Annotated in this window: 19 protein-coding genes and 1 pseudogene; 14 read left to right on the top strand and 6 right to left on the bottom strand. The window is 70.4% G+C overall.

Going from position 1 to position 23,410, the window contains the following annotated elements; all coding sequences use genetic code 11:
- Window positions 1–118 precede the first annotated feature (118 nt).
- Window positions 119–2,908 carry a preprotein translocase subunit SecA gene (gene secA / locus BLS95_RS07320; protein WP_090930117.1) on the top strand — a complete coding sequence of 930 codons (2,790 nt, stop codon included), beginning with the start codon at window positions 119–121 and terminating at the stop codon, window positions 2,906–2,908.
- A gap of 55 nt (window positions 2,909–2,963) precedes the next feature.
- On the opposite strand, the gene BLS95_RS07315 is transcribed toward secA, so the two are convergent.
- From BLS95_RS07315 to BLS95_RS07305, 3 genes are all read right to left on the bottom strand, one after another.
- On the bottom strand, window positions 2,964–3,422 hold the full coding sequence (locus BLS95_RS07315; protein WP_090930116.1) for an Rv3235 family protein: 459 nt from the start codon (window positions 3,420–3,422) through the stop codon (window positions 2,964–2,966).
- Between the two features lie 1,137 nt (window positions 3,423–4,559).
- Entirely contained in the window at window positions 4,560–5,885 is a 1,326-nt protein-coding gene (locus BLS95_RS07310) for a PTS transporter subunit EIIC (protein ID WP_090930115.1), read from the bottom strand.
- 250 nt (window positions 5,886–6,135) lie between these two features.
- On the bottom strand, window positions 6,136–6,876 hold the full coding sequence (locus tag BLS95_RS07305; RefSeq protein WP_090930114.1) for a GntR family transcriptional regulator: 741 nt from the start codon (window positions 6,874–6,876) through the stop codon (window positions 6,136–6,138).
- Window positions 6,877–6,999: 123 nt separating this feature from the next.
- Between BLS95_RS07305 and BLS95_RS07300 the strand changes: the two genes are divergently transcribed.
- The 6 genes and pseudogenes from BLS95_RS07300 to nagZ all read left to right on the top strand — a co-directional run bounded on the left by BLS95_RS07300 (window position 7,000) and on the right by nagZ (window position 12,218).
- Window positions 7,000–8,034 carry an SIS domain-containing protein gene (locus BLS95_RS07300; RefSeq protein ID WP_090930113.1) on the top strand — a complete coding sequence of 345 codons (1,035 nt, stop codon included), beginning with the start codon at window positions 7,000–7,002 and terminating at the stop codon, window positions 8,032–8,034.
- A 28-nt stretch (window positions 8,035–8,062) separates the two neighbouring features.
- A pseudogene (locus BLS95_RS07295) lies at window positions 8,063–8,305 on the top strand (PTS sugar transporter subunit IIB); the annotation flags it as partial.
- A gap of 10 nt (window positions 8,306–8,315) precedes the next feature.
- The gene (locus tag BLS95_RS07290) at window positions 8,316–8,762 is read left to right on the top strand and encodes a PTS sugar transporter subunit IIA (protein WP_090930111.1); all 447 of its coding nucleotides are present in this window, start codon (window positions 8,316–8,318) and stop codon (window positions 8,760–8,762) included.
- A 154-nt stretch (window positions 8,763–8,916) separates the two neighbouring features.
- On the top strand, window positions 8,917–9,177 hold the full coding sequence (locus tag BLS95_RS07285) for an HPr family phosphocarrier protein (protein ID WP_090930110.1): 261 nt from the start codon (window positions 8,917–8,919) through the stop codon (window positions 9,175–9,177).
- Window positions 9,174–10,841, top strand: coding sequence for a phosphoenolpyruvate--protein phosphotransferase (gene ptsP / locus BLS95_RS07280; RefSeq protein ID WP_090930109.1), 1,668 nt, complete (start codon window positions 9,174–9,176; stop codon window positions 10,839–10,841). Before BLS95_RS07285 ends, ptsP begins: the two co-directional genes overlap by 4 nt.
- 66 nt (window positions 10,842–10,907) lie before the next feature.
- A complete protein-coding gene (nagZ, locus tag BLS95_RS07275) occupies window positions 10,908–12,218 on the top strand; it encodes a beta-N-acetylhexosaminidase (RefSeq protein ID WP_090930108.1) in 1,311 nt (436 codons plus the stop codon).
- 47 nt (window positions 12,219–12,265) lie between these two features.
- On the opposite strand, the gene atpB is transcribed toward nagZ, so the two are convergent.
- The gene (gene atpB / locus BLS95_RS07270) at window positions 12,266–13,060 is read right to left on the bottom strand and encodes a F0F1 ATP synthase subunit A (RefSeq protein ID WP_090930107.1); all 795 of its coding nucleotides are present in this window, start codon (window positions 13,058–13,060) and stop codon (window positions 12,266–12,268) included.
- A 142-nt stretch (window positions 13,061–13,202) separates the two neighbouring features.
- On the opposite strand from atpB, the gene BLS95_RS07265 reads away from it, so the two are divergent.
- The 4 genes from BLS95_RS07265 (at window position 13,203) to BLS95_RS07250 (ending at window position 16,051) form a co-directional block, all read left to right on the top strand.
- Window positions 13,203–13,850 (top strand): HAD family hydrolase, encoded by a 648-nt coding sequence (locus tag BLS95_RS07265; RefSeq protein WP_090930106.1) that lies wholly within the window; start codon window positions 13,203–13,205, stop codon window positions 13,848–13,850.
- 123 nt (window positions 13,851–13,973) lie between these two features.
- Window positions 13,974–14,483, top strand: coding sequence for a DUF6912 family protein (locus tag BLS95_RS07260; RefSeq protein ID WP_090930105.1), 510 nt, complete (start codon window positions 13,974–13,976; stop codon window positions 14,481–14,483).
- A 104-nt stretch (window positions 14,484–14,587) separates the two neighbouring features.
- Window positions 14,588–15,214: an HAD family hydrolase gene (locus tag BLS95_RS07255; protein ID WP_090930104.1), complete on the top strand. Its 627-nt coding sequence runs from the start codon at window positions 14,588–14,590 to the stop codon at window positions 15,212–15,214.
- A 96-nt stretch (window positions 15,215–15,310) separates the two neighbouring features.
- Window positions 15,311–16,051: an HAD family hydrolase gene (locus BLS95_RS07250; RefSeq protein WP_090930103.1), complete on the top strand. Its 741-nt coding sequence runs from the start codon at window positions 15,311–15,313 to the stop codon at window positions 16,049–16,051.
- Between the two features lie 135 nt (window positions 16,052–16,186).
- Here BLS95_RS07250 and BLS95_RS07245 read toward each other — a convergent pair whose 3' ends face one another.
- Window positions 16,187–17,713 carry a penicillin-binding transpeptidase domain-containing protein gene (locus BLS95_RS07245; RefSeq protein ID WP_245764898.1) on the bottom strand — a complete coding sequence of 509 codons (1,527 nt, stop codon included), beginning with the start codon at window positions 17,711–17,713 and terminating at the stop codon, window positions 16,187–16,189.
- Window positions 17,714–17,881: 168 nt separating this feature from the next.
- Between BLS95_RS07245 and BLS95_RS07240 the strand changes: the two genes are divergently transcribed.
- Genes BLS95_RS07240 through BLS95_RS07230 form a run of 3 tightly spaced genes read left to right on the top strand, consistent with a single transcriptional unit; the run spans window position 17,882 to window position 21,715 of the window.
- Window positions 17,882–18,823 (top strand): LysR family transcriptional regulator, encoded by a 942-nt coding sequence (locus BLS95_RS07240; RefSeq protein WP_090930482.1) that lies wholly within the window; start codon window positions 17,882–17,884, stop codon window positions 18,821–18,823.
- A complete protein-coding gene (locus BLS95_RS07235) occupies window positions 18,820–19,677 on the top strand; it encodes a serine hydrolase (protein ID WP_090930101.1) in 858 nt (285 codons plus the stop codon). The genes BLS95_RS07240 and BLS95_RS07235 overlap by 4 nt, the downstream gene beginning before the upstream one ends.
- Window positions 19,678–19,735: 58 nt before the next feature.
- Window positions 19,736–21,715 (top strand): acetoacetate--CoA ligase, encoded by a 1,980-nt coding sequence (locus BLS95_RS07230; RefSeq protein WP_090930100.1) that lies wholly within the window; start codon window positions 19,736–19,738, stop codon window positions 21,713–21,715.
- Here BLS95_RS07230 and BLS95_RS57670 read toward each other — a convergent pair.
- Entirely contained in the window at window positions 21,696–23,360 is a 1,665-nt protein-coding gene (locus tag BLS95_RS57670) for a zinc-binding dehydrogenase (protein ID WP_245764897.1), read from the bottom strand. The genes BLS95_RS07230 and BLS95_RS57670 overlap by 20 nt on opposite strands.
- Window positions 23,361–23,410: the final 50 nt, after the last annotated feature.

Genomic DNA, 23,410 nt, shown 5'->3' with positions numbered 1-23,410 from the left:
GCCGTCGCGGTGGCTGTGTCTGGTTGCAGAACCGCCTACGATGGCAACGGGGAAGTTTGTCTCGGCCTCTCCTCCTGGCGGCGGCGCCGGGGTAGACCTGCGAGGAGCTTTACATAAAGTGGCAGCCATTCTCGACAAGATCCTACGTGCCGGCGAAGGCAAGATCCTGCGCAAGCTCAAGCGGATCGCCGATCAGGTCAACTCCATCGAGGACGACTTCACGAGCCTGTCCGATGCGGAGTTGCGTGCCCTGACGGGCGAATTCAAGCAGCGCTACGCCGATGGCGAATCTCTGGACGATCTGCTCCCGGAGGCGTTCGCGACCGTGCGCGAGGCGTCCCGCCGGGTGCTCGGCCAGCGGCCCTACGACGTGCAGATCATGGGCGGCGCCAACCTTCACCTGGGCAACATCTCCGAGATGAAGACCGGTGAGGGCAAGACGCTGACCTGCACGCTGCCCTCCTACCTCAACGCCCTGACGGGCAAGGGCGTCCACGTGGTCACGGTCAACGACTACCTGGCCAAGCGCGACGCCGAGACCATGGGGCGCATCCACCGCTTCCTCGGACTAGAGGTCGGCTGCATCATCTCCGGCCAGCAGCCTGACGAGCGCCGCAAGCAATATCTCGCCGACATCACCTACGGCACCAACAACGAGTTCGGCTTCGACTACCTGCGCGACAACATGGCCTGGTCGCTCGAGGAGTGCGTGCAGCGTGGCCACAACTACGCGATCGTGGACGAGGTCGACTCCATCCTCATCGACGAGGCCAGGACGCCGCTGATCATTTCCGGCCCGGGCGAGCAGTCGGGCAAGTGGTACACCGAGTTCGCGAAGATCGTACCGCGGCTCCGCAAGGGCATCGAGGCGAAGAACCCCGGCGAGGAGAGCACCGGCGACTACATCGTCGACGAGAAGAAGCGCACCGTCGGCGTGCTGGAATCGGGTGTCGAGAAGGTCGAGGACTGGCTGGGCATCGACAACCTCTACAAGCCCGAGCACACCCATCTGGTCGGCTTCCTGAACAACGCGCTCAAGGCGAAAGAACTGTTCAAGAAGGACAAGGACTACATCGTCGCCGACGGCGAGGTCCTGATCGTCGACGAGTTCACCGGCCGTATTCTGCACGGCCGCCGTTACAACGAGGGCATGCACCAGGCCATCGAGGCCAAAGAGGGCGTGAAGATCAAGGACGAGAACCAGACTCTCGCCACGGTCACCCTGCAAAACTACTTCCGCCTCTACGGCAAGCTCGCCGGAATGACCGGTACGGCGGCCACCGAGGCCAACGAGTTCCACCAGACGTACAAGCTGGGTGTCGTCCCGATCCCGACCAACCGGCCGATGATCCGCAAGGACCAGGCCGATGTGGTCTACAAGACCGAGGACGCCAAGTTCAACGCCGTGGTGGAGGACATCAAGGAGCGTTACGAGGCCGGCCAGCCGGTGCTCGTCGGCACCACGTCGGTGGAGAAGTCGGAGCGGCTGTCCAAGGCGCTCAAGCGGCGCGGGGTGCCGCACGAGGTGCTCAACGCGAAGAACCACGCGCGTGAGGCGTCGATCATCGCCGAGGCGGGTCGCAAGGGCGCCGTCACCGTGGCCACCAACATGGCCGGTCGAGGCACCGACATCATGCTCGGCGGCAACTCCGAGTTCCGCGCCGACCTGGAGCTGCGCCAGCGCGGGCTCGACCCGGTCGAGACGCCGGAGGAATACGAGAAGGCCTACGCCGAGGCGCTGGAGAAGGCCAGGGCGGCGGTCAAGGCCGAGCACGACGAGGTCACCGCGCTCGGCGGCCTCTACGTCCTCGGCACCGAGCGGCACGAGTCGCGCCGGATCGACAACCAGCTCCGCGGTCGTTCCGGCCGCCAGGGCGACCCCGGCGAGTCGCGGTTCTACCTGTCGCTCGGCGACGACCTCATGCGCCTGTTCAACTCGGCCCGGGTCGAGGTCATCATGACCAGGCTCAACATCCCCGACGACCAGCCGATCGAGTCCGGCATCGTCTCCAAGGCCATCGCCTCCGCCCAGCACCAGGTCGAGCAGCAGAACTTCGAGATCCGCAAGGATGTTCTGAAGTACGACGAGGTGATGGACCGCCAGCGCAAGGTCATCTACGCCGAGCGGCACCGGGTGCTGGAGGGCGCCGACCTGCACGATCAGGTCCGCGGCTTCATCGACGAGGTTATCGACGGCTACGTCCAGGGCGCCACCTCCGAGGGCTTCGCCGAGGAGTGGGACCTCGACAAGCTGTGGAAGGCGTTCGGGGAGCTGTACCCGATCTCGGTGCGGTACGAGGACGTCATCGAGGAGGCCGGTGGGCGCGAGGAGCTGTCCGCCGACCTGATCCGCGAGAAGGTCAAGGCGGACGCTCGGGAGGCGTACGCGCGGCGGGAGGCGGAGTTCGGCGCCGAGACCACGCGCGACCTGGAGCGCCGCGTGATCCTCTCGGTCCTCGACCGCAAGTGGCGCGAGCACCTCTACGAGATGGACTACCTGCGCGAGGGCATCGGCATGCGGGCCTACGCGCAGAAGGACCCGAAGATCGAATATGCCCGCGAGGGCTTCGAGATGTTCGCCGCGATGCTGGAGGGCATCAAGGAGGACTCGGTCGGGTTCCTGTTCAACCTCGAAGTGGAGGTGCAGGAAAACCCGATCGTCGAGGAGGAGGACGCGGTCATCGCGGAGACGCGGTCGATCATCGCGCGCGGGCTGCGCGGGCCTGAGCGGCCTGCCGAGCTCGAATACACGGCGCCCGGCGAGCAGGGTGAGGTCGAGCACACGAAGGTGCGGACCACTGCGGCTCAGCGGGCGGCGTACGGCAACGTGGAGCGCAACGCGCCCTGCCCGTGCGGGTCGGGCAAGAAGTACAAGCGCTGCCACGGGGATCCGAAGCACGCGGCCTGACCGATTTACCGAGGCCCCCACCTCCCCGGGCGGAGGTGGGGGTTTCTCATGTTCTCTAGGCCGTTTCGAAATCGGTGCACAACCATCGGACGCCGCGCCGTTCGAGGCGTATGGCGAGTACGTGATTACGGTCGCCGCAGGCGACGAGGACGCACATTTCCACGGCGCCGTCCCGGGGCTCCTTCACGTGCAGGCTTTTCGCGAACGGCGGCCGGTCGGCGTGTATCATCTGGCCTGCCCGGACCAGTTCCCGGTAGGCTCGTTCCGTCAGCTTGTCGGCTACCGTCTCGGGCGGGCGCCGGCCGGAAAGGACCTCCGCCAGGGCTTGTCCGAGATAACGCAGCTTGCGCTCGTCGGGGATCGCGCCTGGTGGGCCCCATACCAAGGGGTGGGGGTCGAGGGCCAGGGAGCCGTCGACCTGGGGCGTCTGGCGCCTTTCGAGGCGGCGGGGTTGCTCGTCGTCGTAGGGGGGCTCGGGGACGGGGGTCAGGCCGATGCGGGGTGTCGCTGACACGTATCCTCCAAATTCCTGGGCGGAAGAAGAATCGGTATAACGAGTTTTCGGCCCTGCGTATTTATACATTCGCCGCCAACTTCTTGGATGGGCGGCCGGGCTTGTCCGTTTAAGGTGTAGAAAGTTCTCGGAAGTTGGATCCCCTCACCTAAGGGGTGTCGGCTTGTTTCGGGCATGGATGGTTGACTTACGGCCAGCCCAAACCTTTTAAGTCGGGTTGATTTGTGGTTATGGTGCCCACCCTTTTCTGGGGGTGGAGGTGAGGTTGCACTCCCGCTGCCCAACACCGCCCCGAACTGCACCACCAAGAACCGCACACGGCCAAGAACGGCACACGGCCCGGACCGCCACCTCACCCGCCGCGCCACTGCCGCGTCGTGGGATCGCCGTGTGACGGCGTCGCGACCTCGCCGCCGGGCGACTGCCGCGTCATGGGATCGCCGCGCCTCGGCAGGGCGGCCTTGGCAGGGCGGCTTTGGCACGGCGGCTTCGGCACCGCGCCACTGCCGCGTCGTGGGATCGCCGTGTGACGGCGTCGCGACCTCGCCGCCGGGCGACTGCCGCGTCATGGGACCGCCGCGCCTCGGCAGGGTGACCTCGGCACGGCGGCCTCGGCACCCCGCCCGACCGCCGCACACGGCCCGGACCGCCACCTCACCAGCCGCGCCACTGCCGCGTCATGGGATCGCCGCGCGACGGCGTTGCGACCTCACTGCCGGGCGACTGCCGCGTCATGGGATCGCCGCGCCTCAGCAGGGTGACCTTGGCACGGCGGCTTCGGCACGGCGGCCTCGGCACCGCGCCACCGCCCCACCACGGCATCGCCGCCATGGTGGGTCAGATCTCCAGGTGGTCGGGGCCACGGCTGTTCCTGTCCGTCAGCGCTCTTCGCTGGGGGCCGCTCCTGCGTTGCGGCAGGGGACGTCCGATGGGAGACCCGGTTGTGGTCGGCGTCAGGGTTGTGCCTGGGTGTTGGCGTCCTCTGCTGCGGGCCGCTCTGCTGCGGGTCGTTCTGCGCCGCGTTGGTGGGGCGTTCTCGATGGCGGGACCGGCGCTTGTGGTCGGGGAGCAACAGAGCCAGGTCGCGGCGGTGAGACTTCGTGCCAGGGGGTGCCGGGAGGTCAGGGTGGGGGTGGGTTAGGTTTCTCCGGAGTCGACGTCGGGTTCGGGTTCTCGGCCGGGGGTCTGGATGTTGAGTTTGTGGATCAGGAAGGTGAAGACGGCGTAGTAGAGGACGCCGTAGGCGACGCCCAGGAGGAGGATGCCGGGGAGGTTTTCGGTGTTGGATTTGCTGGCGTTGAGGAGGAGGTCCAGGAGGCCGGCGGAGAAGCCGAAGCCGAGTTGGCCGCCTATCAGGGTGGTCAGGGCCATCGCGACACCCGTCAGGAACGCGTGGACGACCAGCAGCAGGGGTGCCACGAAGATAAAGGCGAACTCGATCGGCTCCGTGATGCCAGTGACGAAGGAGGCCAGGGCCGCCGAGAGCATGATGCCGCCCACCGTGGCCCGGCGGTGTGCGGGGGCCGCGCGCCACATGGCCAGCGCGGCGGCCGGGAGGGCGAACATCATGATCGGAAAGAAGCCGGCCATGAACTGGCCCGAGTGCGGGGCCCCGCCGAAATAGCAGTTCCAGTCGCCGCCCAGCACCTGGCCGCCCACGTCGCACTGCGGCACCACGTACCAGACGACCGAGTTGACGAAGTGGTGCAGGCCCAGGGGGATGAGCAGGCGGTTGATCAGGCCGTAGATGCCGGTGCCGATGGGGCCGGCCGCGGCCAGGGCCTCGCCGGCGTGGCGGATCCAGTCGCCGAGCACCGGCCAGAGCCAGCCGAAGACCACCCCGAGGAGCAGGGCGACGATCGAGGTGATGATGGGTACGAACCTGCGCCCGCCGAAGAACGCCAGCCAGGAAGGCAGCTTGATGCGGTGGAAACGCTGCCAGAGGATCGCGGTGACCAGGCCCATCATGATGCCGCCGAGCACCTTGGTGGGGTTCTGCATGCCGTAGTTGATGATCTCCTTGATGCCCTGGTCCTGGACCTCCCTGATGAGTACGGTGTCGCGGATGTCCGAGCCGAAGAACATCACCTTCGTCACCCGGTCGAAGACCAGGTAGCCGACCACGGCGGCGAGCGCCGTGCTGCCGTCGGACTTGCGGGCGAAGCCGATCGCCACCCCCACGGCGAACAGCAGCGGCAGGTTCTCGAACAATGCCGCCCCGGCGGCGGCAAGCACCTCGGCCACCTGGTTCATCCAGGCGAACCCGGCCACGTCCGCGAGCCCACCGGGCTCCGCGCCGTTCGAGCCGAGCATGTCGGGCTGGCCGAAACGCAACAGCAGGGCGGCCGCGGGCAGCGCGGCGATGGGCAGCATCAGGGAACGGCCCAGCCGCTGGAGCACCGTCATCACGCGGGCGAACGGCGAGGGCTGAGCAGCGGCCGCGGCGGCGGTGGTGTCGTTCACCGGGCGTTCCTCCGAGGCGGGTGGGAGCCGAGGCACTCCGGGGGGTCAGGTTTCATCAGTCAGGGTATGTGGAGGGGATTTGGGGGGATTTGCCGGGTTTTGGGTGGGGGGTCGGGCGTCTATGAGGGCTACCCCGGGAGGGGAACGCGAGGAGCGAGGTCGGGGGTTCAGGGGTTCCGCCGGGTGCGGGGCCTGGGGCGGGGTGGGGGTTTCTCGGTTGCGAGGGTGTCTCCGCCGAGGGGGTCAGCGCTCAGGAGCGTCTTGCGGGCATCTCCAGGAGGGTGCGGAGCTGGTAGCGGTCCGCGCGGTAGGTGGACACGCCGAGCTCCGCGCAGACGCCGCCCGCGAAGGATCTGCGCTGCAGCAGCAGTACGGCGCCGCCGCGCGGCAGCTTCAGCAGATCGGCGTCGCTCGGGTCGGCGATGCCGCCGTCGATGGTGAGTTCGCCGGCGTCCATGACGAGGCCGTAGCGGCTTTCCAGCAGCTCATAGAGTGATTTGTCGGACAAGTCTTGGTCGGCGAGGTCGGGGGCGAGCTTGACCGGGATGTGGGCCCGCTCGATGGACAGCGGCTCCCCGTCGGCCGTACGGAGGCGCTCAATGAAGTGCACCTCCTCGCCCGGCTGGATCCCCAGTTCCTTGGCCAGGTGGGCGCTGGCGCGCACGACGCGGCGGTCGACGTCGCGCGAGCCCGGGATCATGCCGCGGGCCCTCATGTCGTCGGTGAACGAGGTGAGCTGCAGCGCCAGCTCGATCTTGGGTCGGGCGACGAACGTCCCCTTGCCGGGCACGCGGTGCAGCCGGCCCTCGGAGACGAGATGGTCGACGGCCTGCCGGACCGTCATTCTGGACAGGCCGAAACGCTGGCACAACTCGCGCTCGGACGGGATCGCCGCGCCGATGCTGAGCTCGTCACTGTCGATGAGGTCCAGCAGGATCTCGCGAAGCTGGAAATACTTGGGCACCGGGCTGTCCGGATCGATGTGCGCCACGGATCCTCCCCTCGTGATGACCTGGGTGATGGGCTATGGTTCGTACTGGTCTAGTCCGGACTAGACCACATGTCGTGAAAGACGGTCAAGCCCGTGCTGTGATGAGTTAAGGATGAGCCCAAGATGACCACCATGATGCGCAGCGAGATCGCGGAGCAGCCGGCCGCGCTGCGGGCCACGCTGGACTCCCTGCTGTCCCAGGTCGACGAAGTGAGGGCCATTGGCGAGCGGACTCGCCAACTGCTGTTCATCGCCCGCGGCACCTCGGACAACGCCGCAGTATACGGGCGCTACCTGGTCGAGTCGCACGCCGGTCGCCTGTCAGCGCTGGCCGCGCCGTCGATCGCGACGACGTACAAGCGCCGGCTGGACCTGGACGGGGTGCTGGCGGTGGCGATCTCGCAGTCGGGGCGGACCGAGGAGATCGTCGAGACCCTGACCTGGGCCAAGGACTGCGGGGCCAGGACTGTCGGGATCACCAACGGCGGCGCGGGGAGCCCGCTGGCGCAGGCCGCCGACGTCGCTCTGTGCACGGTGGCGGGCGAGGAGAAGGCCGTCCCCGCGACGAAGACGTACACGACGCAGCTCGCGGCGCTGGCGGTGCTCGCGCTGGGGCTGGGGGCCGACGTCGACGTGGACGAGCTGCGGCGGGTGCCCGACGCGGTGGAGAAGCTGATCGCCGAGCCGGGTGACGTGGCGGCCGTGGTCGAGGGGCTGCTGGACAAGCCCGGCGTGGTGGTCTCGGGGCGCGGGCTGGCGTTCTCGACCGCGCTGGAGACCGCGCTGAAGCTCAAGGAGGCCTGCTACCTGCACGCCATGGGACTGTCGTACGCCGACCTGCTGCACGGCCCGATCGCCGTGGTCGACGCCGACACGCCGGCGTTGCTGGTCGCCGCTGAGAACAGTCCCACGCTGGCCGGCACCGTCGCGCTGGCCGAGCGGGTCGTGTCGGCGGGGGCGGCGGCGTACACGATCGGCGGCGGTGACGCGCTCGCGCGGGCGGGCACGGCCGCGCTCAACGGCCCCGAGCTGCCCGAGTGGGTGGCGCCGATGGGCCTGATCGTGCCCGCGCAGCTGCTCACCGAGGCGCTGGCCCGCAGGCTCGGCATCGACCCCGACGCGCCGCGTGGCTTGAACAAGGTGACGCAGACGGACTGATCTAGCCTGGTCGGAGGCGAGCGCTAGGGAGGACCGGATGGCGGATGCGTACGCGATCATCGCCGGGCTCGGCGGGGCCGAGAACATCATCGAGATCGAGCCCTGCATCACCCGGTTGCGCACGGAGGTGTACGACGCGTCCAAGGTCGACCAGGACGCGCTCAAGGCGGCCGGCGCGCACGGCGTGATGGCCACGGGAAACGTGGTCCAGGTCGTCGTCGGGCCGGAGGCCGACACGATAGCCAGCGACATCGAGGACATCATCGGCTGAGGGCGAGGCCATGACGACTGTTCTCGCCCCGGTGGAGGGGGCGGCCGTGGGGCTGGCCGCCGTGCCCGATCCGGTGTTCTCCGCGGGCATGGTCGGGCCGGGCACGGCGATCGATCCGCTGCGGGGCCCCGGCAAGGCCGTCGCCCCCATCGCGGGGAAGATCATGAAGCTCCATCCGCACGCGTACGTGATCGTCGGCGACGACGGCAAGGGCGTGCTCGTGCACCTCGGCATCGACACGGTCCAGCTCCAGGGCGAGGGGTTCAAGCTGCTGGCGGCCGAGGGCGACCGGGTGAGCGCCGGCCAGCCGGTGGTGGCCTGGGACCCGGCGGCGATCGAGGCGGGCGGGCGCTCGCCGGTGTGCCCGGTGGTCGCGCTCGACGCCCTGGCCGGGGCCGTGACCGGAGTGGCGGAGGGAGCGGTGCACGTTGGTGATGAGCTCTTCAGATGGGAATAGGAGAGGCTTTGATCGGTTTGCACGGTGCGCCGGTCGCCCCACCATATCGGCGGAACACGTCACAATAGGCAGGCCGCCGATTTGACCGGGAATCGGCTGGCTGCATCGACGGAGGTCCGGCTGGTCTGGACCGGCGCACAAGGAGGCAGAGCAGATGGGTGAGCGCAAGGTCACCGTGGCGGCGGAGGTGGGGTTGCACGCCCGGCCCGCGGCGACGTTCGTGCAGCGGGCCAAACAGGCCCCGATGGACATCACGGTGGCGCGGCCGTACAGCGGTGACCCGGTCAACGGCAAGAGCATTCTCGCGATCATGGGACTCGACGTCAGGCAGGGCGAGACCGTCGTGATCAGCGCGGAGGGGGAGGGTTCGGAAACGATCCTCGACGAGCTGGCCGCGATCGCCGGAGCGCCATGAACCTGCGGGGGGTGGGGGTCAGCCCGGGCATCGGGCACGGCCCCGCTTACGTACTGGCCGTCTCCGTGCCCGAACCCCCCGAGGGCGCCACCTACACCGGTGAGGCGGATCAGGAGAAGGAGCGCGCGATGAGCGCGCTCACGCAGGTCGCGGGCGAGCTGGAGGCCCGCGGCAACCAGGCGGGCGGCGAGGCCGAGGACATCCTCAAGGCCCAGGCGCTGATGGCCGAGGACCCCGGTCTCGTCGTGAAGGTCAGATCGCTGATCGACCGCGGCCTGGCCGCTCCCAGGGCGGTTTATGAGGCTTTCGGGAAATACCGGGACGTGCTTGCCGGAGCCGGTGGCTACCTGGGCGAACGGGCCGCTGACCTGGACGACATCAGGGACCGGGTGATCGCGCTGCTCTACGGGATGGCGCTGCCGGCCGCGCCCACCGCGCCCGCGGAGCCGTACGTGCTGGTCGCCCGTGATCTCGCACCCGCCGACACGGCGTTGCTGTCGCGGGAGCAGGTGGTCGGGTTCGTCACCGAGGAGGGCGGCCCCACCAGCCACACCGCGATCATCGCCAGGGCGATGGGCGTGCCCGCCGTCGTGGCCTGTCCTGGCGCGACAGGCATCCCGCAGGGCGTGCCGGTGATGGCCGACGGCACCTCCGGACTGGTGCACGTGGAGCCGGCCGATGTCGACGTGGCCGACGCGGTGGGCGCGCACACGGCCAGGCAGGCGACGATCTTCGCGGCGAGGGGACCCGGCAGGACCGCTGACGGCCGTCCGATTCCGCTGCTGGCGAACATCGGCAATCCCGGCGAGCTCGACGACGCCGTCCGGGCGGGCGCTGAGGGCGTCGGCCTCTACCGGACCGAGTTCCTCTTCCTCGGCCGGGCCGAACCCCCGTCGGCCGAGGAGCAGCGCCGGGCCTACCGGGCGGCGCTGGACGCCTTCCCCGGCGGCCGGGTGATCGTGCGCACGCTGGACAGCGGGGCCGACAAGCCGCTGGAGTTCCTGCCCGGGCCCGCCGCCGAGCCGAACCCGGCGCTGGGGGAACGGGGACTGCGCAGGGCCAGGAGGTTCCCCGCGGTCATGGAGGCGCAACTGGGCGCGCTCGCGGCGATGGAGTCCGAGCGGCTCGCGGTGATGGCGCCGATGGTGGCCACGCCCGAGGAGGCCGGGTGGTTCGCCGAGGAGTGCCGCTCCAGGGGCCTGCGGGACGTGGGCGTGATGATCGAGATCCCGTCGGCCGCGCTGAGGGCCGCGGACCTGATCTCCCAGGTGGACTTCGTCTCGGTCGGGACCAACGACCTCGCCCAGTACGCCTTCGCCGCCGACCGCCAGCTCGCCTCGATGAGCGCCCTGAACGACCCGTGGCAGCCCGCGCTGCTCGACCTGGTGGCCATGACAGCGGCCGCCGCGTCCGAGGCCGGCCGGCCGTGCGGGATCTGCGGGGAGGCGGCCGCGGACCCGGCGCTGGCCTGCGTGCTCGTCGGCCTCGGGGCCTCGACGCTGTCGATGGGGGCCGCCGCGTTGCCCGCCGTACGGGCCGCGCTGGCCGCGCACACGACGGAGCAGTGCGACGAGGCGGCCGAGGCCGCTCGGGCGCAGGTGACGGCGGCGGAAGCGCAGGCGGCGGCGCGGGCGCGGTTGCCCGGACTCGCCACGTTCGGATAGTGGTAGGGCCGGTTTTCGGTAAATGCCGGGTCACGAGCGAGTCATGACCTGGATACCTTTGGAGGCATGCTTCGAAGGATGGGTACGGCCGGCCTGCTCATGATCGCGCTGACCGCCTGCGGCGGCGGCGACCGCCCGGCGAACGCGAGCCCGACGGGAGGCAAGGCAGCGCCCCCCGCGCGGACCACGCCGCAGCCGACCCCCTCGCAGGCAGCGGCGCGAACGCCCGCCCAGAGCGCGGTGCAGGCGGTGCTGTCGAAGATGAGCGTCCAGGAGAAGGTCGGCCAGCTCTTCATGCCCGTCCTGTACGGCACCGCGGCCGACACGGTCTCCGGCGAGAACCAGGCCAGATACGGCGCCCAGACCCCGGCCAAGGTGATCGCGAAATACCACCTGGGCGGCGTGATCCTCTTCCCGCACAACATCAAGACCATCGGACAGGTCGTCGGCCTCACCAACGGCCTGCAGCGGGCGGCCGAGGACGTCCCGCTCCTGGTCGGCACCGACCAGGAGAACGGCCTGGTGTCCCGGATGGCCGCGCTCATGACCGACTTCCCCGGCGCCTCCGAGATCGGCGCGACCAAGGACCCCGAGCTGTCGCGGGCCGTGGCCAGGGCCACCGGCCTGGAACTGCGCGCCCTCGGCGTCAACCTCGACTTCGCCCCCGTCGCGGACGTGAACGTCAACCCGAAGAACCCGGTCATCGGCCCGCGCGCCTTCGGCGCCGACCCGCGGCGGGTGGCCACGATGGTCGCGGCGGCGGTCAAGGGGTTCGGCGAGGCGAAGGTGGGCGCCACGGCCAAGCACTTCCCCGGGCACGGGGACACCGACGTGGACAGCCACAGCGGCCTGCCGGTGATCAAGCACACCAAGGCGGAGTGGGAGAAGATCGACGCGCCGCCGTTCAAGGCCGCGATCGAGGCCGGGGTGGACGCCGTGATGAGCGCCCACATCGTCTTCCCCAAGCTCGACTCGTCGGGCGACCCGGCGACGCTGTCCAAGCCCATCCTGACCGGGTTGCTCAGGGAGCGGCTCGGGTTCGACGGCGTGATCTCCACCGACGCGCTCAACATGGACGGCGTGCGCAAGAAGTACAACGACGGCGAGATCGCGGTGCGGGCCGTGCTGGCCGGGGCCGATCTGCTGCTGATGCCCAACGACCTGCCCAGGGCCTACCAGGCGGTGCTGTCGGCGGTGAAGTCCGGCCGGATCTCCGAGCGGCGGCTCGACCAGTCGGTCACCCGGCTGCTCACGCTCAAGCAGCACCGGGGGCTGCTCACCGAGGCGCGGGCCGCCTCGGCGACCGAGGCGGCCCGCGTGCTGCGCTCGGCCGAGCACCGCAGGCTGGCCGCCAAGGTCGCGCGCGAAGCGCGCTGACGGGCAGGCGCGCATGAGCACGCCGGCGGGAAGGTGGGCGCAGCGCGTCAGTGGGAGCCGTGCAGGCCGCTGGCGATGAACATCGCGGCCAGCATGGCGAACAGGTACGCCTGCAGGAACTGGATGAACATCTCCAGCGCGGTGAGCGCGATCGTCATCAGCACGCCGAGCACGCCCAGGCCCGCGCCCAGCGGGGTGAGCCGCTCGAAGATGAACCAGAAGCCCACCGAGCTGAAGAAGGCCAGCAGGAGGTGCCCGGCGAACATGTTCGCGAACAGCCGGACGAAGTGGGTGAACAACGAGTTGATGAACACCTCGGCCAGGATCAGCGGGGCGTAGAACGCGTACGCCCAGCCGGGCAGGCCAGGCAGGTACACGATGCCCCTGAGGTAGCCGCGGACGCCGTGGTGGCGGACGCCGAGGTAGACCTTGATGACGTACACGGACAGCGCCAGCACCAGCGGGAAGGCGATGTGCGCGGCCACCGGGAACTGGACGACCGGGACGATGCCCATCAGATTCCAGACGAGCACGGTCAGGAAGATCGTGAGGAGCAGGCCCATCCACCGGTCGGAGTCCTTGCCGAGGCTGGGCCGGGCGATCTGCTCGCGGACGAACGTGTAGCAGTATTCGCCGAGGCTCTGCCAGCCCCGCGGGACGAGGGCGGGCCTGGCGAACGCGGCCCAGCAGACGGCGATGACGATGACCGAGCTGAGCAGGACGATGAGTACGGGTTTGGTGAGCCAGGCCGGCCCGCCGGGGTAGACGGGTGCGAAGTCGAAGAGTTCGAGTCCCGGGGGCTGCCATCGGTCGGGGGAGGTGATCAGGATCGTCGTTTGCACGGCGGTCCCTTCTGTAGTGTCTCGACACCAGGGACGATCACCTTAAATCACGAAAACGGACGCCCTATTTATGGGGTTTTATCCAGAAATAACGGGCGTGTCTGGGGTAAAAGCCATTTCCGTGACGCTCTACGCTAGAACGATGCTGACGGGTGTGCTCATCGACTGGGGCGGGGTGCTCACGACCAGCCTCTCGGACTCCATCGCACGGTGGATCGCGGCCGACCGGATCGACGGCGACCTGTACCGCCGGGTGATGCGCGAGCTGATCGACCACGCCTACGGCGAAGGCGACGGGGAGAGCGTCGTCCACGCGCTCGAACGCGGCGAGCTCGCCGGGCCCGCCTTCGAACGCGACCTCGCCGCCCGCCTGCTCACCGTAGACGGCGTGCCGCCCGTGGCCGAAGGGCTGCTGGAGCGCATGTTCGCCGGGTTCGAGCGGGTCGAGGCCATGTACGACATGCTCCGCGACGTACGGCTGCACGGCGTGAAGACGTGTCTGCTGTCCAACTCCTGGTCCAACGAGTACCCCAGGGACGGCTGGGACGAGCTCTTCGACGCGGTCGTGATCTCCGGCGAGGTCGGCATGCGCAAGCCCGAGCCGCGCATCTTCCACCACGCCCTCGGGCAGATCGGGCTGGCCGGCGAGGAGTGCGTGTTCATTGACGACATCGAGGCCAACATCCTGGCCGCCCGCGCGATCGGCATGGCCGGGATTCACCACCGGGACCCGGACACCACCATCGCGGAGCTCGAATCACTCCTCAGCCTCACCCTGCGGCGGGCATGATCTATGCGTAACGCGGCCGAGCCGGCAGTCGCATAGGTCTTGACCAGGTGCGATCGGTAAGGTGTCGGTCTGCTGAAGCAGGTTCCGCATAGCTCAGCGCTCGCAAGCTTGGAAAGGTTCGTCATGCGCGTCTATCTGCCGTGCACTCTTCTCGTCCTGGCCACCGCGGTCGAGGCGGGAGAGCTGGGCCCGGCTCCCCTGACCGGCTACGCGGTGACCCCCGCGCTGACCGAGTGGTACGCCTCGGGCGACACCGAGGAGCTCGAATACGTCGCGCTCACCGAGGCGGCCCGCGCCTCGCTGCGCCTGCTGGCCGCCGACCGGGCCGGCGGCGTGGTGACCACGCCCCGGCGCGTGGTGGTCGCGGCCGAAGTGCCGGAGGGGTCCGTCTCGGCGGGCGTCGACCTGGAGGAACGCGCGAGAGTACGCCTCGCGCAGCCGATCCCGCTGGCCAAGGTGGCCGCGGTGCACATCGACGACCTCGACGCCGTCCCCGACATCGCGGCCGCCGCCGCCGCGCTGCCGGCCGCCGACGCGGGCGACGACGACGCCAAGTTCACGGTGGACGGGGCGGAGGCCCACGAGCTCATGTGGTTCGCGACCCAGGAGATCCCCGATCTGCTCGATTCCTAGGACATCGGCACCACCGGCGGGGTTCACGGACGCGCCCTGCCGGGGCCGTGGCACGCGCCCACGTTCGCGGAAAATCGTGCACGCCGGTCTAGGCTTGGCCTGATATGACAAAGCACATCATCTGGGATTGGAACGGCACCCTTTTCCACGACATCGATGCCGTGGTCGGGGCCACCAACGAGATCTTCAAAGCGTACGAGCTGCCCGAACTGACCGCCGACCAATTCCGTGCCGCCTACACCCGCCCGATCTGGGTCGCCTACGAGCGACTGCTGGGCCGTCCCCTGACCGAGGGCGAGTGGGAGCGGCTGGACGTGGGATTCCACGAGCACTACTACCGGCTGGCCGACGCCTGCGGGCTGGCCGAGGACGCCGAGCTCGCGTTGACCACCTGGACCGGCAGCCAGTCGCTCTGCTCCATGGCGCCGCACGCCCACCTGGTGCCGAAGGTGGACTCGTTCGGCATCACCCGCCACTTCACCAGGGTGGACGGGCTGGTCGGGTCCACCGGCGGCGAGAAGGCCATGCACATGATCGCGCACATCGAGGCCATGGGCGTGGACGCCAAGGAGATCCTGGTGATCGGCGACAGCGTGGACGACGGGCTCGCCGCCCGGCACGCGGGGGCCAGGGCGGTGCTCTACACCGGGGGGATGTCGACGCGGGCCGAGCTGGAGGCCACCGGACTGCCCGTGGTGGACACGCTCGCCGCCGCGCTCGGTTACGCGTAGCCGAGCGCCGGGCCGCGCCGAGCGGGACACGCGGCGAGGTCATACTGAAATCGCGCGGGCGGGGGGCCACGAGGGTGGCGACGGCCGTACCCTTGCATGGACCCCCAGGAGGCCGCCATCAACCGCCTTGTGCTCTGGAACATCGACCTGACCCTGGTCGACGTCGCCATCGTGACCAGGGACGCCTACGCCGAGGCGTTCCGCGCCGTGACCGGGCGCCCGCTGGTCAAGCTCGTCCCGCCGCTGGGCCGCCCGGACTCCGAGATCGTCTTCGAGACGCTCGCCGTCAACGGCGTGCAGGCCGAGGACGAGCACCTGCCCAAGTTCCTGTCGGCGCTCGCGCTGGCCTTCGCCGACCGGCGCGGACGGCTGGCCAAGGAGGGCCGGATGATGCCGGGGGCCAAGGACGCGCTGAAGTCGGTGTCCAGGCTCGACGGCGTGGTGCAGACCGTGCTGACCGGCACGATCAAGGGCAACGCCGTGCACAAGCTCAAGGCGTTCGGCCTGGACAAGTTCGTCGACTTCGAGCTCGGCGGCTACGGCGAGGAGGTCTATCCCCGGGCGACGTTGTTGCAGGTCGCCCAGGGGCGGGCCAGGCAGCGCCTCGGCACGCCGTTCACCGCGGCCAACACGGTGCTGATCGGCGACTCGACGCGGGACGTGCAGGCCGCCAGGATCGGCGGGGCCGCGATGATCGGGGTCGCCTCCGGGCGCTCGACGGCCGGAGAGCTGACCGAGGCGGGGGCCGACCTCGTGCTGCCCGACCTGTCCAACGCCTCCGAGGTGGTGGCCGCGGTCGCGGCCCTGACCTCCCCGGTGGACCGCAAGGCCGGCTGACCCCGCCCCCGCTCGCCCCAGATCACCCCGCCCCCGCCCGTCCCCGATCTCCCCGCCCCTGTCCGCCCGCTCCTGCTCGCCCCGCTCCCGCTCGCTCCGCCCCCGGAGCGCGAGGGTGGAGCCGTCGGGAGGTGGTCAGGAGAGGGCGTCGAGGAAGCGGGCCGCGATCGGGGCGGCGACCGCCGAGCCGGCGCCGCCGCCCTCGACGATCACCGCGAACGCCAGATCATCCCTGTACCCGATGAACCACGAGTGCGCGGGAGGCTCCGCGCCCGAGCCGTACTCCGCCGTCCCGGTCTTGCCCGCCGTGCCGGCCGGGAAGTGCACGGCCGCGGCCGTGCCGTCCGTGACCACGGCGGGCATGAGCTTGCGCAGCGCGGACGCCACGGCCGGTTCCAGCGGATGCGGGTTGTCCGGCGAGGTCGGCGCGTCCTTGACCACGCGGGGCGCGATCCACGCGCCGGAGGCGATGGCCGCGGCCACCGAGGCCATGTTGAGCGGGCTGGCCAGCACCCGGCCCTGGCCGATCGCGGCGGAGGCGAGGTCGGTGTCGTCCTTGGGGGCGGGGAACTCGGCACGCACGGCCGGCACGCCCGGCTTGATCGCCGTGCCGAAGCCGAAGCTCCTGGCCACCTCGGCGAGCCGGGCGCCGCCCAGGTCGGCGACGCTCATCTCGCCGAACGTGGTGTTGCAGGAATGCGCGAACGCCTCCTGGAAGGTCAGCGTGCCGAAGTCCTCGAAGCCCGCGTTGTGGAAGGGGAAGCCGCCGATGTTCTTCTCGGCCGGGCAGGTGACCTTCTCAGCGGGCTCCACACCGCCCGCGACCAGCGCGGAGGCCGTCACGACCTTGAACGTGGAGCCCGGCGGATATTTGCCGAGCAGCGCCCGGTTGAACCCGCCCGGCTTGTTGACCACGGCCAGAATCTCCCCGGTGGAGGCCCGCAGCGCCACCAGCGAGGCCGGTTTCGACACGCCCTCCATCGCCGCGGCCCCCGCCCGGTGCACCCTGAGGTCGAGTGTGGTCTGCAGCGGCCGGACCCCGCCGGGCTCCACCACGGTCCTGACGAGCTTGTCTCCCTGGTAGAGGCCGATATCGGCGTCGTTCTTGGCTTTGAACCGGTCGGGATAGGTCTGCCTTATCCCCTCGACGAGCTGCTGCACCGAGCCGGGCGCGTCCGGGGTGTTGATGGGTGTGCCGTCGGCGGCCAGCACCTTGAGCGGGTCCTCCCGCTGCTTGACCAGGCGCAGCGAGCGTTCCCTGATGGTGAGCAGCGGGTGGATGGTGTCGGGCGCCCAGGCGACCTTCCAGGTGCGGTCGCGCTCGACCAGCCGGAGCTCGCCGTCGTAGTCCCAGTCCCGCGCCCCGATCAGCCGGGCGTGGAAGGCGGCGACCCCCTCGTCGTCCACGACCGGGCCGGCGAAGACACCGCTGGGCCTGGGCAGGGAGAAGTCGGCCCGGGTGAGCTTGAGGTCGGCGAAGAAGCGCCGGTGCAGACTCTCGAAGTCGGGTGGCGGGTCGGCGACGAGCGCACGCATCGCCGCGTAGTCCTGCCGGGACCAGGCCGCGAGATATTGGTCGGCCGTCTCCTCAGGCGCGCCCTGCGTGCGCAGCGCCCAGATCACGCCCCCCGCGGCGATGATCGGGACCAGGAGGACGGCCACGATCCACGGCCACCTGCGCCGCCGACGTGGCCGGGTCTCCGGCTGAAGGTATGCATAACTTGTCCCCCTTTGTAGTGCCATGCGGCAGATAACACCAGTTCGCCGCTAACCGTGTCCAATACTGGTATGACGGCCATGCAGATATAAATCTGGATATATTTGCTGGTCATGGACCTGGTCCGGCACCTCCGCTACTTCACGGTGGTCGCGGAGGAACTCCACTTCGGCAACGCCGCCATCCGGCTCGGCATGGCCCAGCCCCCGCTCAGCCAGCGCATCAAGCGCCTGGAGGAGGAGCTCGGCGTGCGGCTGTTCGACCGCTCGGCCCGCCAGGTCCGCCTCACCGACGCCGGTCGGCTGCTGCTGGGCGAGGCCCGCGAGATCGTGGCCCGGGTGGACCGGCTGCACGAGCTCGCCAGGCAGGGCGAGGGCGAGGCGCTCAAGGTCGGCGTCCCGCCCGACCTGGCCGCCGCCGTGATCGCCGCCCTGGTCGCGGGTTTCCGCGAGACCCACCCCGGAGTACGCCTGGCGCCCGCGGAAATCTGGACCGCCGACCAGGTCACGGCCCTGGCGGAGGGCGTGATAGACGTCGGCCTGGTCCGCCACCCGCTCTCCGCCCCCGGCCTGCGCTTCGGCCAGGTGCTCGGGCAGGCCCAGGGCGTGCTGCTGGCGGCCGATGACCCATTGACCGGCGTGGGCGAGGTGCACCTGGCCGACCTGGCGGGCCGCGATCTGCTGATGCCGCCGCTTGAGGGCGAGCCGGGGCTGCACGCGGAGACGCTCTCGGAGTGCCGCCGCCACGGCTACGTGCCCGCGCAGGTGCACGAGGGCGCCGGGCTCGGGCTGGTGCTGGCGGGGGCGGCGGTGGCCTTCGGGCCGAAAGGGGAGCAACCGGGCCTGGCCTGGCGGCCACTGCTAGGCTCGCCGATCATCAGCCGGGTCTCCACTGCCTGGCGCGGGGCCACGGGGCCGACGAACGAACTGATCGCCGACTTCTCGGCCGTGACCGTACGGACGTTGAAGGAGAGCGCCGGGATGACGGAGCAGGGCCCCGGGCACGATTTCGGGCCCGCGCGGAGGGTCAGCCGCAGGCCGGGGATGCTGGCATGAGCGCGCCCGACTTCGACGTCCTGTTCGGGAGGGCGGGCGTGACCGGCTGGCTCTACGCCGCCGACATCGAGTCAGGACGGGAGATCGGGCACGGCGCCGACGAGCCGCTGCCCACGGCGTCGATGTTCAAGGTGGCGCTGCTGGTGGAGTTCTGCCGGCAGGCCGACGCCGGGCTGCTCGATCCGGCCTGCCGGGTGACCGTGCCGGGCGGCGCCCGCGAGGCGGGGCCCACGGGGATCGCGGTGATGCTCGACGACGTGACGATCTCGCTGCGCGACCTGGCGTACCTGATGATCGCGGTGAGTGACAACAGCTCGGCCGACGCCCTGCTCGGCCGGATCGGGTTCGACGCGGTCAACGCCATGCTGGACGCGCTCGGGCTGGAGGTCACGCGGGTCACGCAGAGTTGCGAGACGATGAACCGCAGCATGCGGACGGACACCGGGCACGGGTGGCCGTACCTGGATCCCGACGACATAGAGCGGCTGAGCGCGCTCGACCCGGCGCGGACCAACCGGAGCACCCCTCGTGAGATGGCCCGGCTGTTCCGGCTGATCTGGCGGGACGAGGCGGCCTCGCCCGCCATGTGCGCCTGGATGCGCAGCGTGTTCAAACTGCAGGTCTGGCCGCACCGGCTGGCCTCCGGCTTCCCCTACGACGACGTGGCCGTCGGCGGCAAGACCGGCACGATGCCCACGTTGCGCTGCGAGTCGGGCGTCGTCGAATACCCCGACGGCAGGAGCTACGCGGTGGCCGTCTTCACCCGTTCCTTCAGCGCCGCGCTCAACCAGCCGCGCGCCGACGCCGTGATCGGCACGGCCGCGCGTATGGCGGTGGACCACCTACGGAGATAGCAAGTTATGTAGAAGGTCAGGTATGACTTTCCGTTGATCGGGCGACAGGATGGGACACATGGTTGCTGAGGGCGAGCTTCTCTGGGAGCCGAGCGAAGAGGTCGTCGCGTCCGCCAGGCTGACCCGCTACCTGGAGTGGCTGGGCAGGTCCGGGCCTTACGAGGACCTCTGGCAGTGGTCGGTGGACCGGCCGGCGGAGTTCTGGACCTCGATCTGGGACTACTTCGACGTGCTCGGGGAGCGCGGCGACGGGCCCGTGGTGTCCGGGGAGATGCCCGCCGCCCGGTGGTTCGCCGGCGGCACGATCAACTACGCGGAAAACGCCCTGCGCCACGCCGGGGGCACCGCCCTGGTGTTCGTCTCCGAGGACGGCGCCCGCCAGGAGCTGACCCGCGACGAGTTGCGCGACGAGGTCGCCCGCGTCCGGGCCGGGCTGGTCCGGCTGGGCGTGGGACGCGGCGACCGCGTGGCCGGCTACCTGCCGAACATCCCGCAGGCCCTCATCGCCTTCCTCGCCACCGCCTCGCTGGGCGCGATCTGGTCGGCGGGCTCGCCCGACTTCGGCGTGGCCAGCGTGGTCGACAGGTTCAAGCAGATCGAGCCCAAGGTGCTCATCGCGGTCGACGGCTACCGCTACAACGGCAAGAGCTACGACCGCTCGGCCGCCGTCAACGAGATCGCCGCCGCGTTGCCCACGCTGCGCGCGACCGTGTGGATCCCCTACCTGGCCGCCGCCGAGGAGGGCCGGCCGCCCCAGCAGGCCCTGCCCGCCGAGGGGCCCGCCGAAGGTCCCACCGAGGAGCCGCCGCACGGTGAGGTGATCGGCTGGGAGGGGCTGCGGGCCGAGGAGGGGCCGCTGGAGTTCGAGCGGGTGCCGTTCGACCATCCGCTGTGGATCCTCTACTCCAGCGGCACGACCGGACTGCCCAAGCCGATCGTGCACGGCCACGGCGGCGTGGTGCTGGAGCATCTCAAGTCGCTCGCCTTCCACCAGGACCTCGGCGAGGGCGATGTGTTCTTCTGGTACACCACCACCGGCTGGATGATGTGGAACTACCTCGTCGGCGCCCTGCTGGTGGGAGCCACGCCGGTGCTCTACGACGGCGCGGCCACCTATCCCTCGCCGGCCGCCCTGTGGCGGATCGCCGACTCCGAGCAGGTCACCTACTTCGGGGTCGGGGCGCCGTACATCATGGCCTCGCTGAAGTCCGGGCTCCGGCTCGACGGGCTGGAACGGCTGCGCGGCGTCGGCTCGACCGGGTCGCCGCTGCCGCCCGAGGGGTTCGCGTGGGTGTCGGCCGAGCTGCCCGGGGTGCCGGTCGGCTCGTTCTCCGGCGGCACCGACGTGTGCACCGGGTTCGTCGGGGCCACCGTGCTCCATCCGATCAGGGCGGGGATCATCCCGTGCCGGTCGCTGGGGGCGAAGGTGGAGTCGTACGATCCGGCGGGCCGGTCGGTCGTCGGCGAGGTGGGCGAGCTGGTGCTGACGCAGCCGATGCCGTCGATGCCGGTGATGTTCTGGAACGACCCCGACGGGCGGCGCTACTTCGACAGCTACTTCGACGTCTACCCGGGCGTGTGGCGGCACGGCGACTGGATCAAGATCAACAAGGACGGGAGCTGCGTGATCTACGGGCGCTCCGACTCGACCCTCAACCGGGGCGGCGTCCGGATGGGCACCAGCGAGTTCTACCGGGTCGTGGAGCGGTTCGACGAGATCGCCGACAGCATGGTGATCGACACGGGACAACTCGGGCAGGAGGGGCGACTGCTCCTGTACGTGACGCTCGCCCCCGGCGCCACGCTCACCGAGCAGCTCGAACGCAGCCTGTGCACCGCGCTGCGCGAGGAGCTGTCACCCCGGCACGTGCCCAACGAGATCCACGCCGTGCCCGGCATCCCGCGTACGCTCTCCGGCAAGAAACTGGAGGTGCCGGTGCGCAAGATCCTGCTCGGCACGCCCGTCGAGGAGGCCGCCAACCCGGACGCCATGGCCAACCCCGAGGTGCTGCGGCACTTCAGGCCGGCAGCAGGATGATCTTGCCCCGGGTGTCGCCCGCCTCCGCCCTGCGGTGGATCTCCGCCAGCTCCGTCAGCGGGTGAGTCTCGACGACCTCGACCGCCAGCTCGCCCTTGTCGATCAGCGCGGCCAGCTCGGCGAGCTGGGCGGGGTCGTTGCGCATCACGAAGTGCGTGCCGCCCTCGATCGGGGTGGCGGCCGTGAGCACCGTACGGCCGAGCCCGGCCAGGACGGTGGCCTGCTCGGCGGGGATCCCGGCCAGGTTGAGCACCACGTCCATGCCGCCGGGCAGCGGCGTGGTGGTGTAGTCGATGACCTCGTGGGCGCCGTACCGGGCGACCGCCGCCGCGCTGCGCGGGCTGGCCGTGGCCGTCACCGTGGCGCCGGCCAGCCTGGCGAGCTGGACGGCGAACAGGCCGATGCCGCCGCCCGCGCCGTTGATCAGCACCCGCTGCCCCGGGGCGAGCGGGGCCTGCTCGTGGACGGCCTGCCAGGCGGTGAGCCCGGCCACCGGGACGGCGGCGGCGTCGGCCAGCGGGATGCTGCGCGGCGCGGGGGCCAGCAGGCTCGCGGGCGCGACGACGTAATCGGCGGCTGAGCCGGTCACCAGGCCGAACACGCGCTCGCCCGGGGCCGGATCGGTGACGCCCGGGCCCGTCTCCACGACCGTGCCCGAGACGTCCCAGCCGAACGTGTGCGGCAGGTCCAGCTCGAACAAATTGCGCAGCAGGCCGGCCCGCAGGCCGAGCTCCGACGGGTTGAAGGAGTTTCCGGCGACCTCGATCAGCACCTCTCCCGGGCCGGGGCGCGGGGTCGGGATCCGGTCGTGGTGGATCGGGCCGCCGTATTCATGCAGGCGGGCGGCCCGCATGGTGGTGGCGGGGGCGGGCACCTCGCGGAAGTCGGCCGCGTGGTCGGCCACCCACTGCCGGAACGTGCGCGGCGCGGCCTTCGTGACCTCCTCGACCGTCCGGGTGACGGGGGCCGGGTGGCTCACCAGTGCCGCCTGGGCCCGCAGGACGTCGTCCGCCACCGCGGCGGGCAGGCCGGTGGCGAGCAGGTCGGCGCGGGCCTCGTCCGGGGGGACCTCCACCCAGCGCGCCGGAAATTTCAGGACTTCGGAGATGATGCGGAGCTGGTCGGCCTGGGTGAGCGACTCCGGGCCCGTCAGCGCGTGGACGGCCCCGTGGTGACCGTCGTCCAGCAAAGCCCGTACGGCGACGGCCGCGATGTCCCGCTCGTGCACCAGGGGCATGGCGGCCTGCCCGTACGCGCCGCGTACCACTCCGGCCCGGACCTGCCGGGCCCAGCGCAGCGTGTTGGCCGCGAAGGCGTGCGGGCGCAGGAACGTCCACTCCGGCCCGGACTCCTCGATCAGCCGCTCGATCTCGCGCTCCGGCTCGCGTACCGCGGCCGAGGAGAGGTAGACCACGCGCCGGACCCGCCGGGCGATCTCCCCGACCACCGGCGCCGCCCCCTCCGCCGAGGCGAACGGCCACACCAGGAACACCGCCTCCACCCCGTCGAGCGGCAGCGACCCGGGATCCCTCAGGTCGCCCGTCGCCCTGCTCAAGGGCTTGATCCCGACCCCCGCCGCGGTCAGTTGCGCCGCCACCTGCCTGCCGACCGTGCCGGTCGCCCCGGTGACCAGAACCACGCTCATCGCGTACCCCGTTCCTGCTCGTCCGTCATGTACGAAGGCAACCGTAGGGG

It is taken from the genome of Nonomuraea jiangxiensis, assembly GCF_900099965.1.
In the GTDB taxonomy this organism is placed as follows: domain Bacteria; phylum Actinomycetota; class Actinomycetes; order Streptosporangiales; family Streptosporangiaceae; genus Nonomuraea; species Nonomuraea jiangxiensis.
The sequence above is the reverse complement of the archived record's forward strand: the minus strand, read 5'-3'. Positions and strand labels throughout refer to the sequence as shown.

Excerpts from the sequence above, each read along its gene's own strand:
- BLS95_RS07300 (WP_090930113.1), top strand. The coding sequence starts at position 7,000 with ATGACCACCATGATGCGCAGCGAGATCGCGGAGCAGCCGGCCGCGCTG.
- BLS95_RS07290 (WP_090930111.1), top strand. The coding sequence starts at position 8,316 with ATGACGACTGTTCTCGCCCCGGTGGAGGGGGCGGCCGTGGGGCTGGCC.
- BLS95_RS07285 (WP_090930110.1), top strand. The coding sequence starts at position 8,917 with ATGGGTGAGCGCAAGGTCACCGTGGCGGCGGAGGTGGGGTTGCACGCC.
- ptsP (WP_090930109.1), top strand. The coding sequence starts at position 9,174 with ATGAACCTGCGGGGGGTGGGGGTCAGCCCGGGCATCGGGCACGGCCCC.
- nagZ (WP_090930108.1), top strand. The coding sequence starts at position 10,908 with ATGCTTCGAAGGATGGGTACGGCCGGCCTGCTCATGATCGCGCTGACC.
- BLS95_RS07265 (WP_090930106.1), top strand. The coding sequence starts at position 13,203 with ATGCTGACGGGTGTGCTCATCGACTGGGGCGGGGTGCTCACGACCAGC.
- BLS95_RS07260 (WP_090930105.1), top strand. The coding sequence starts at position 13,974 with ATGCGCGTCTATCTGCCGTGCACTCTTCTCGTCCTGGCCACCGCGGTC.
- BLS95_RS07255 (WP_090930104.1), top strand. The coding sequence starts at position 14,588 with ATGACAAAGCACATCATCTGGGATTGGAACGGCACCCTTTTCCACGAC.
- BLS95_RS07250 (WP_090930103.1), top strand. The coding sequence starts at position 15,311 with ATGGACCCCCAGGAGGCCGCCATCAACCGCCTTGTGCTCTGGAACATC.
- BLS95_RS07240 (WP_090930482.1), top strand. The coding sequence starts at position 17,882 with ATGGACCTGGTCCGGCACCTCCGCTACTTCACGGTGGTCGCGGAGGAA.
- BLS95_RS07235 (WP_090930101.1), top strand. The coding sequence starts at position 18,820 with ATGAGCGCGCCCGACTTCGACGTCCTGTTCGGGAGGGCGGGCGTGACC.
- BLS95_RS07230 (WP_090930100.1), top strand. The coding sequence starts at position 19,736 with ATGGTTGCTGAGGGCGAGCTTCTCTGGGAGCCGAGCGAAGAGGTCGTC.
- BLS95_RS57670 (WP_245764897.1), bottom strand. The coding sequence starts at position 23,360 with ATGAGCGTGGTTCTGGTCACCGGGGCGACCGGCACGGTCGGCAGGCAG.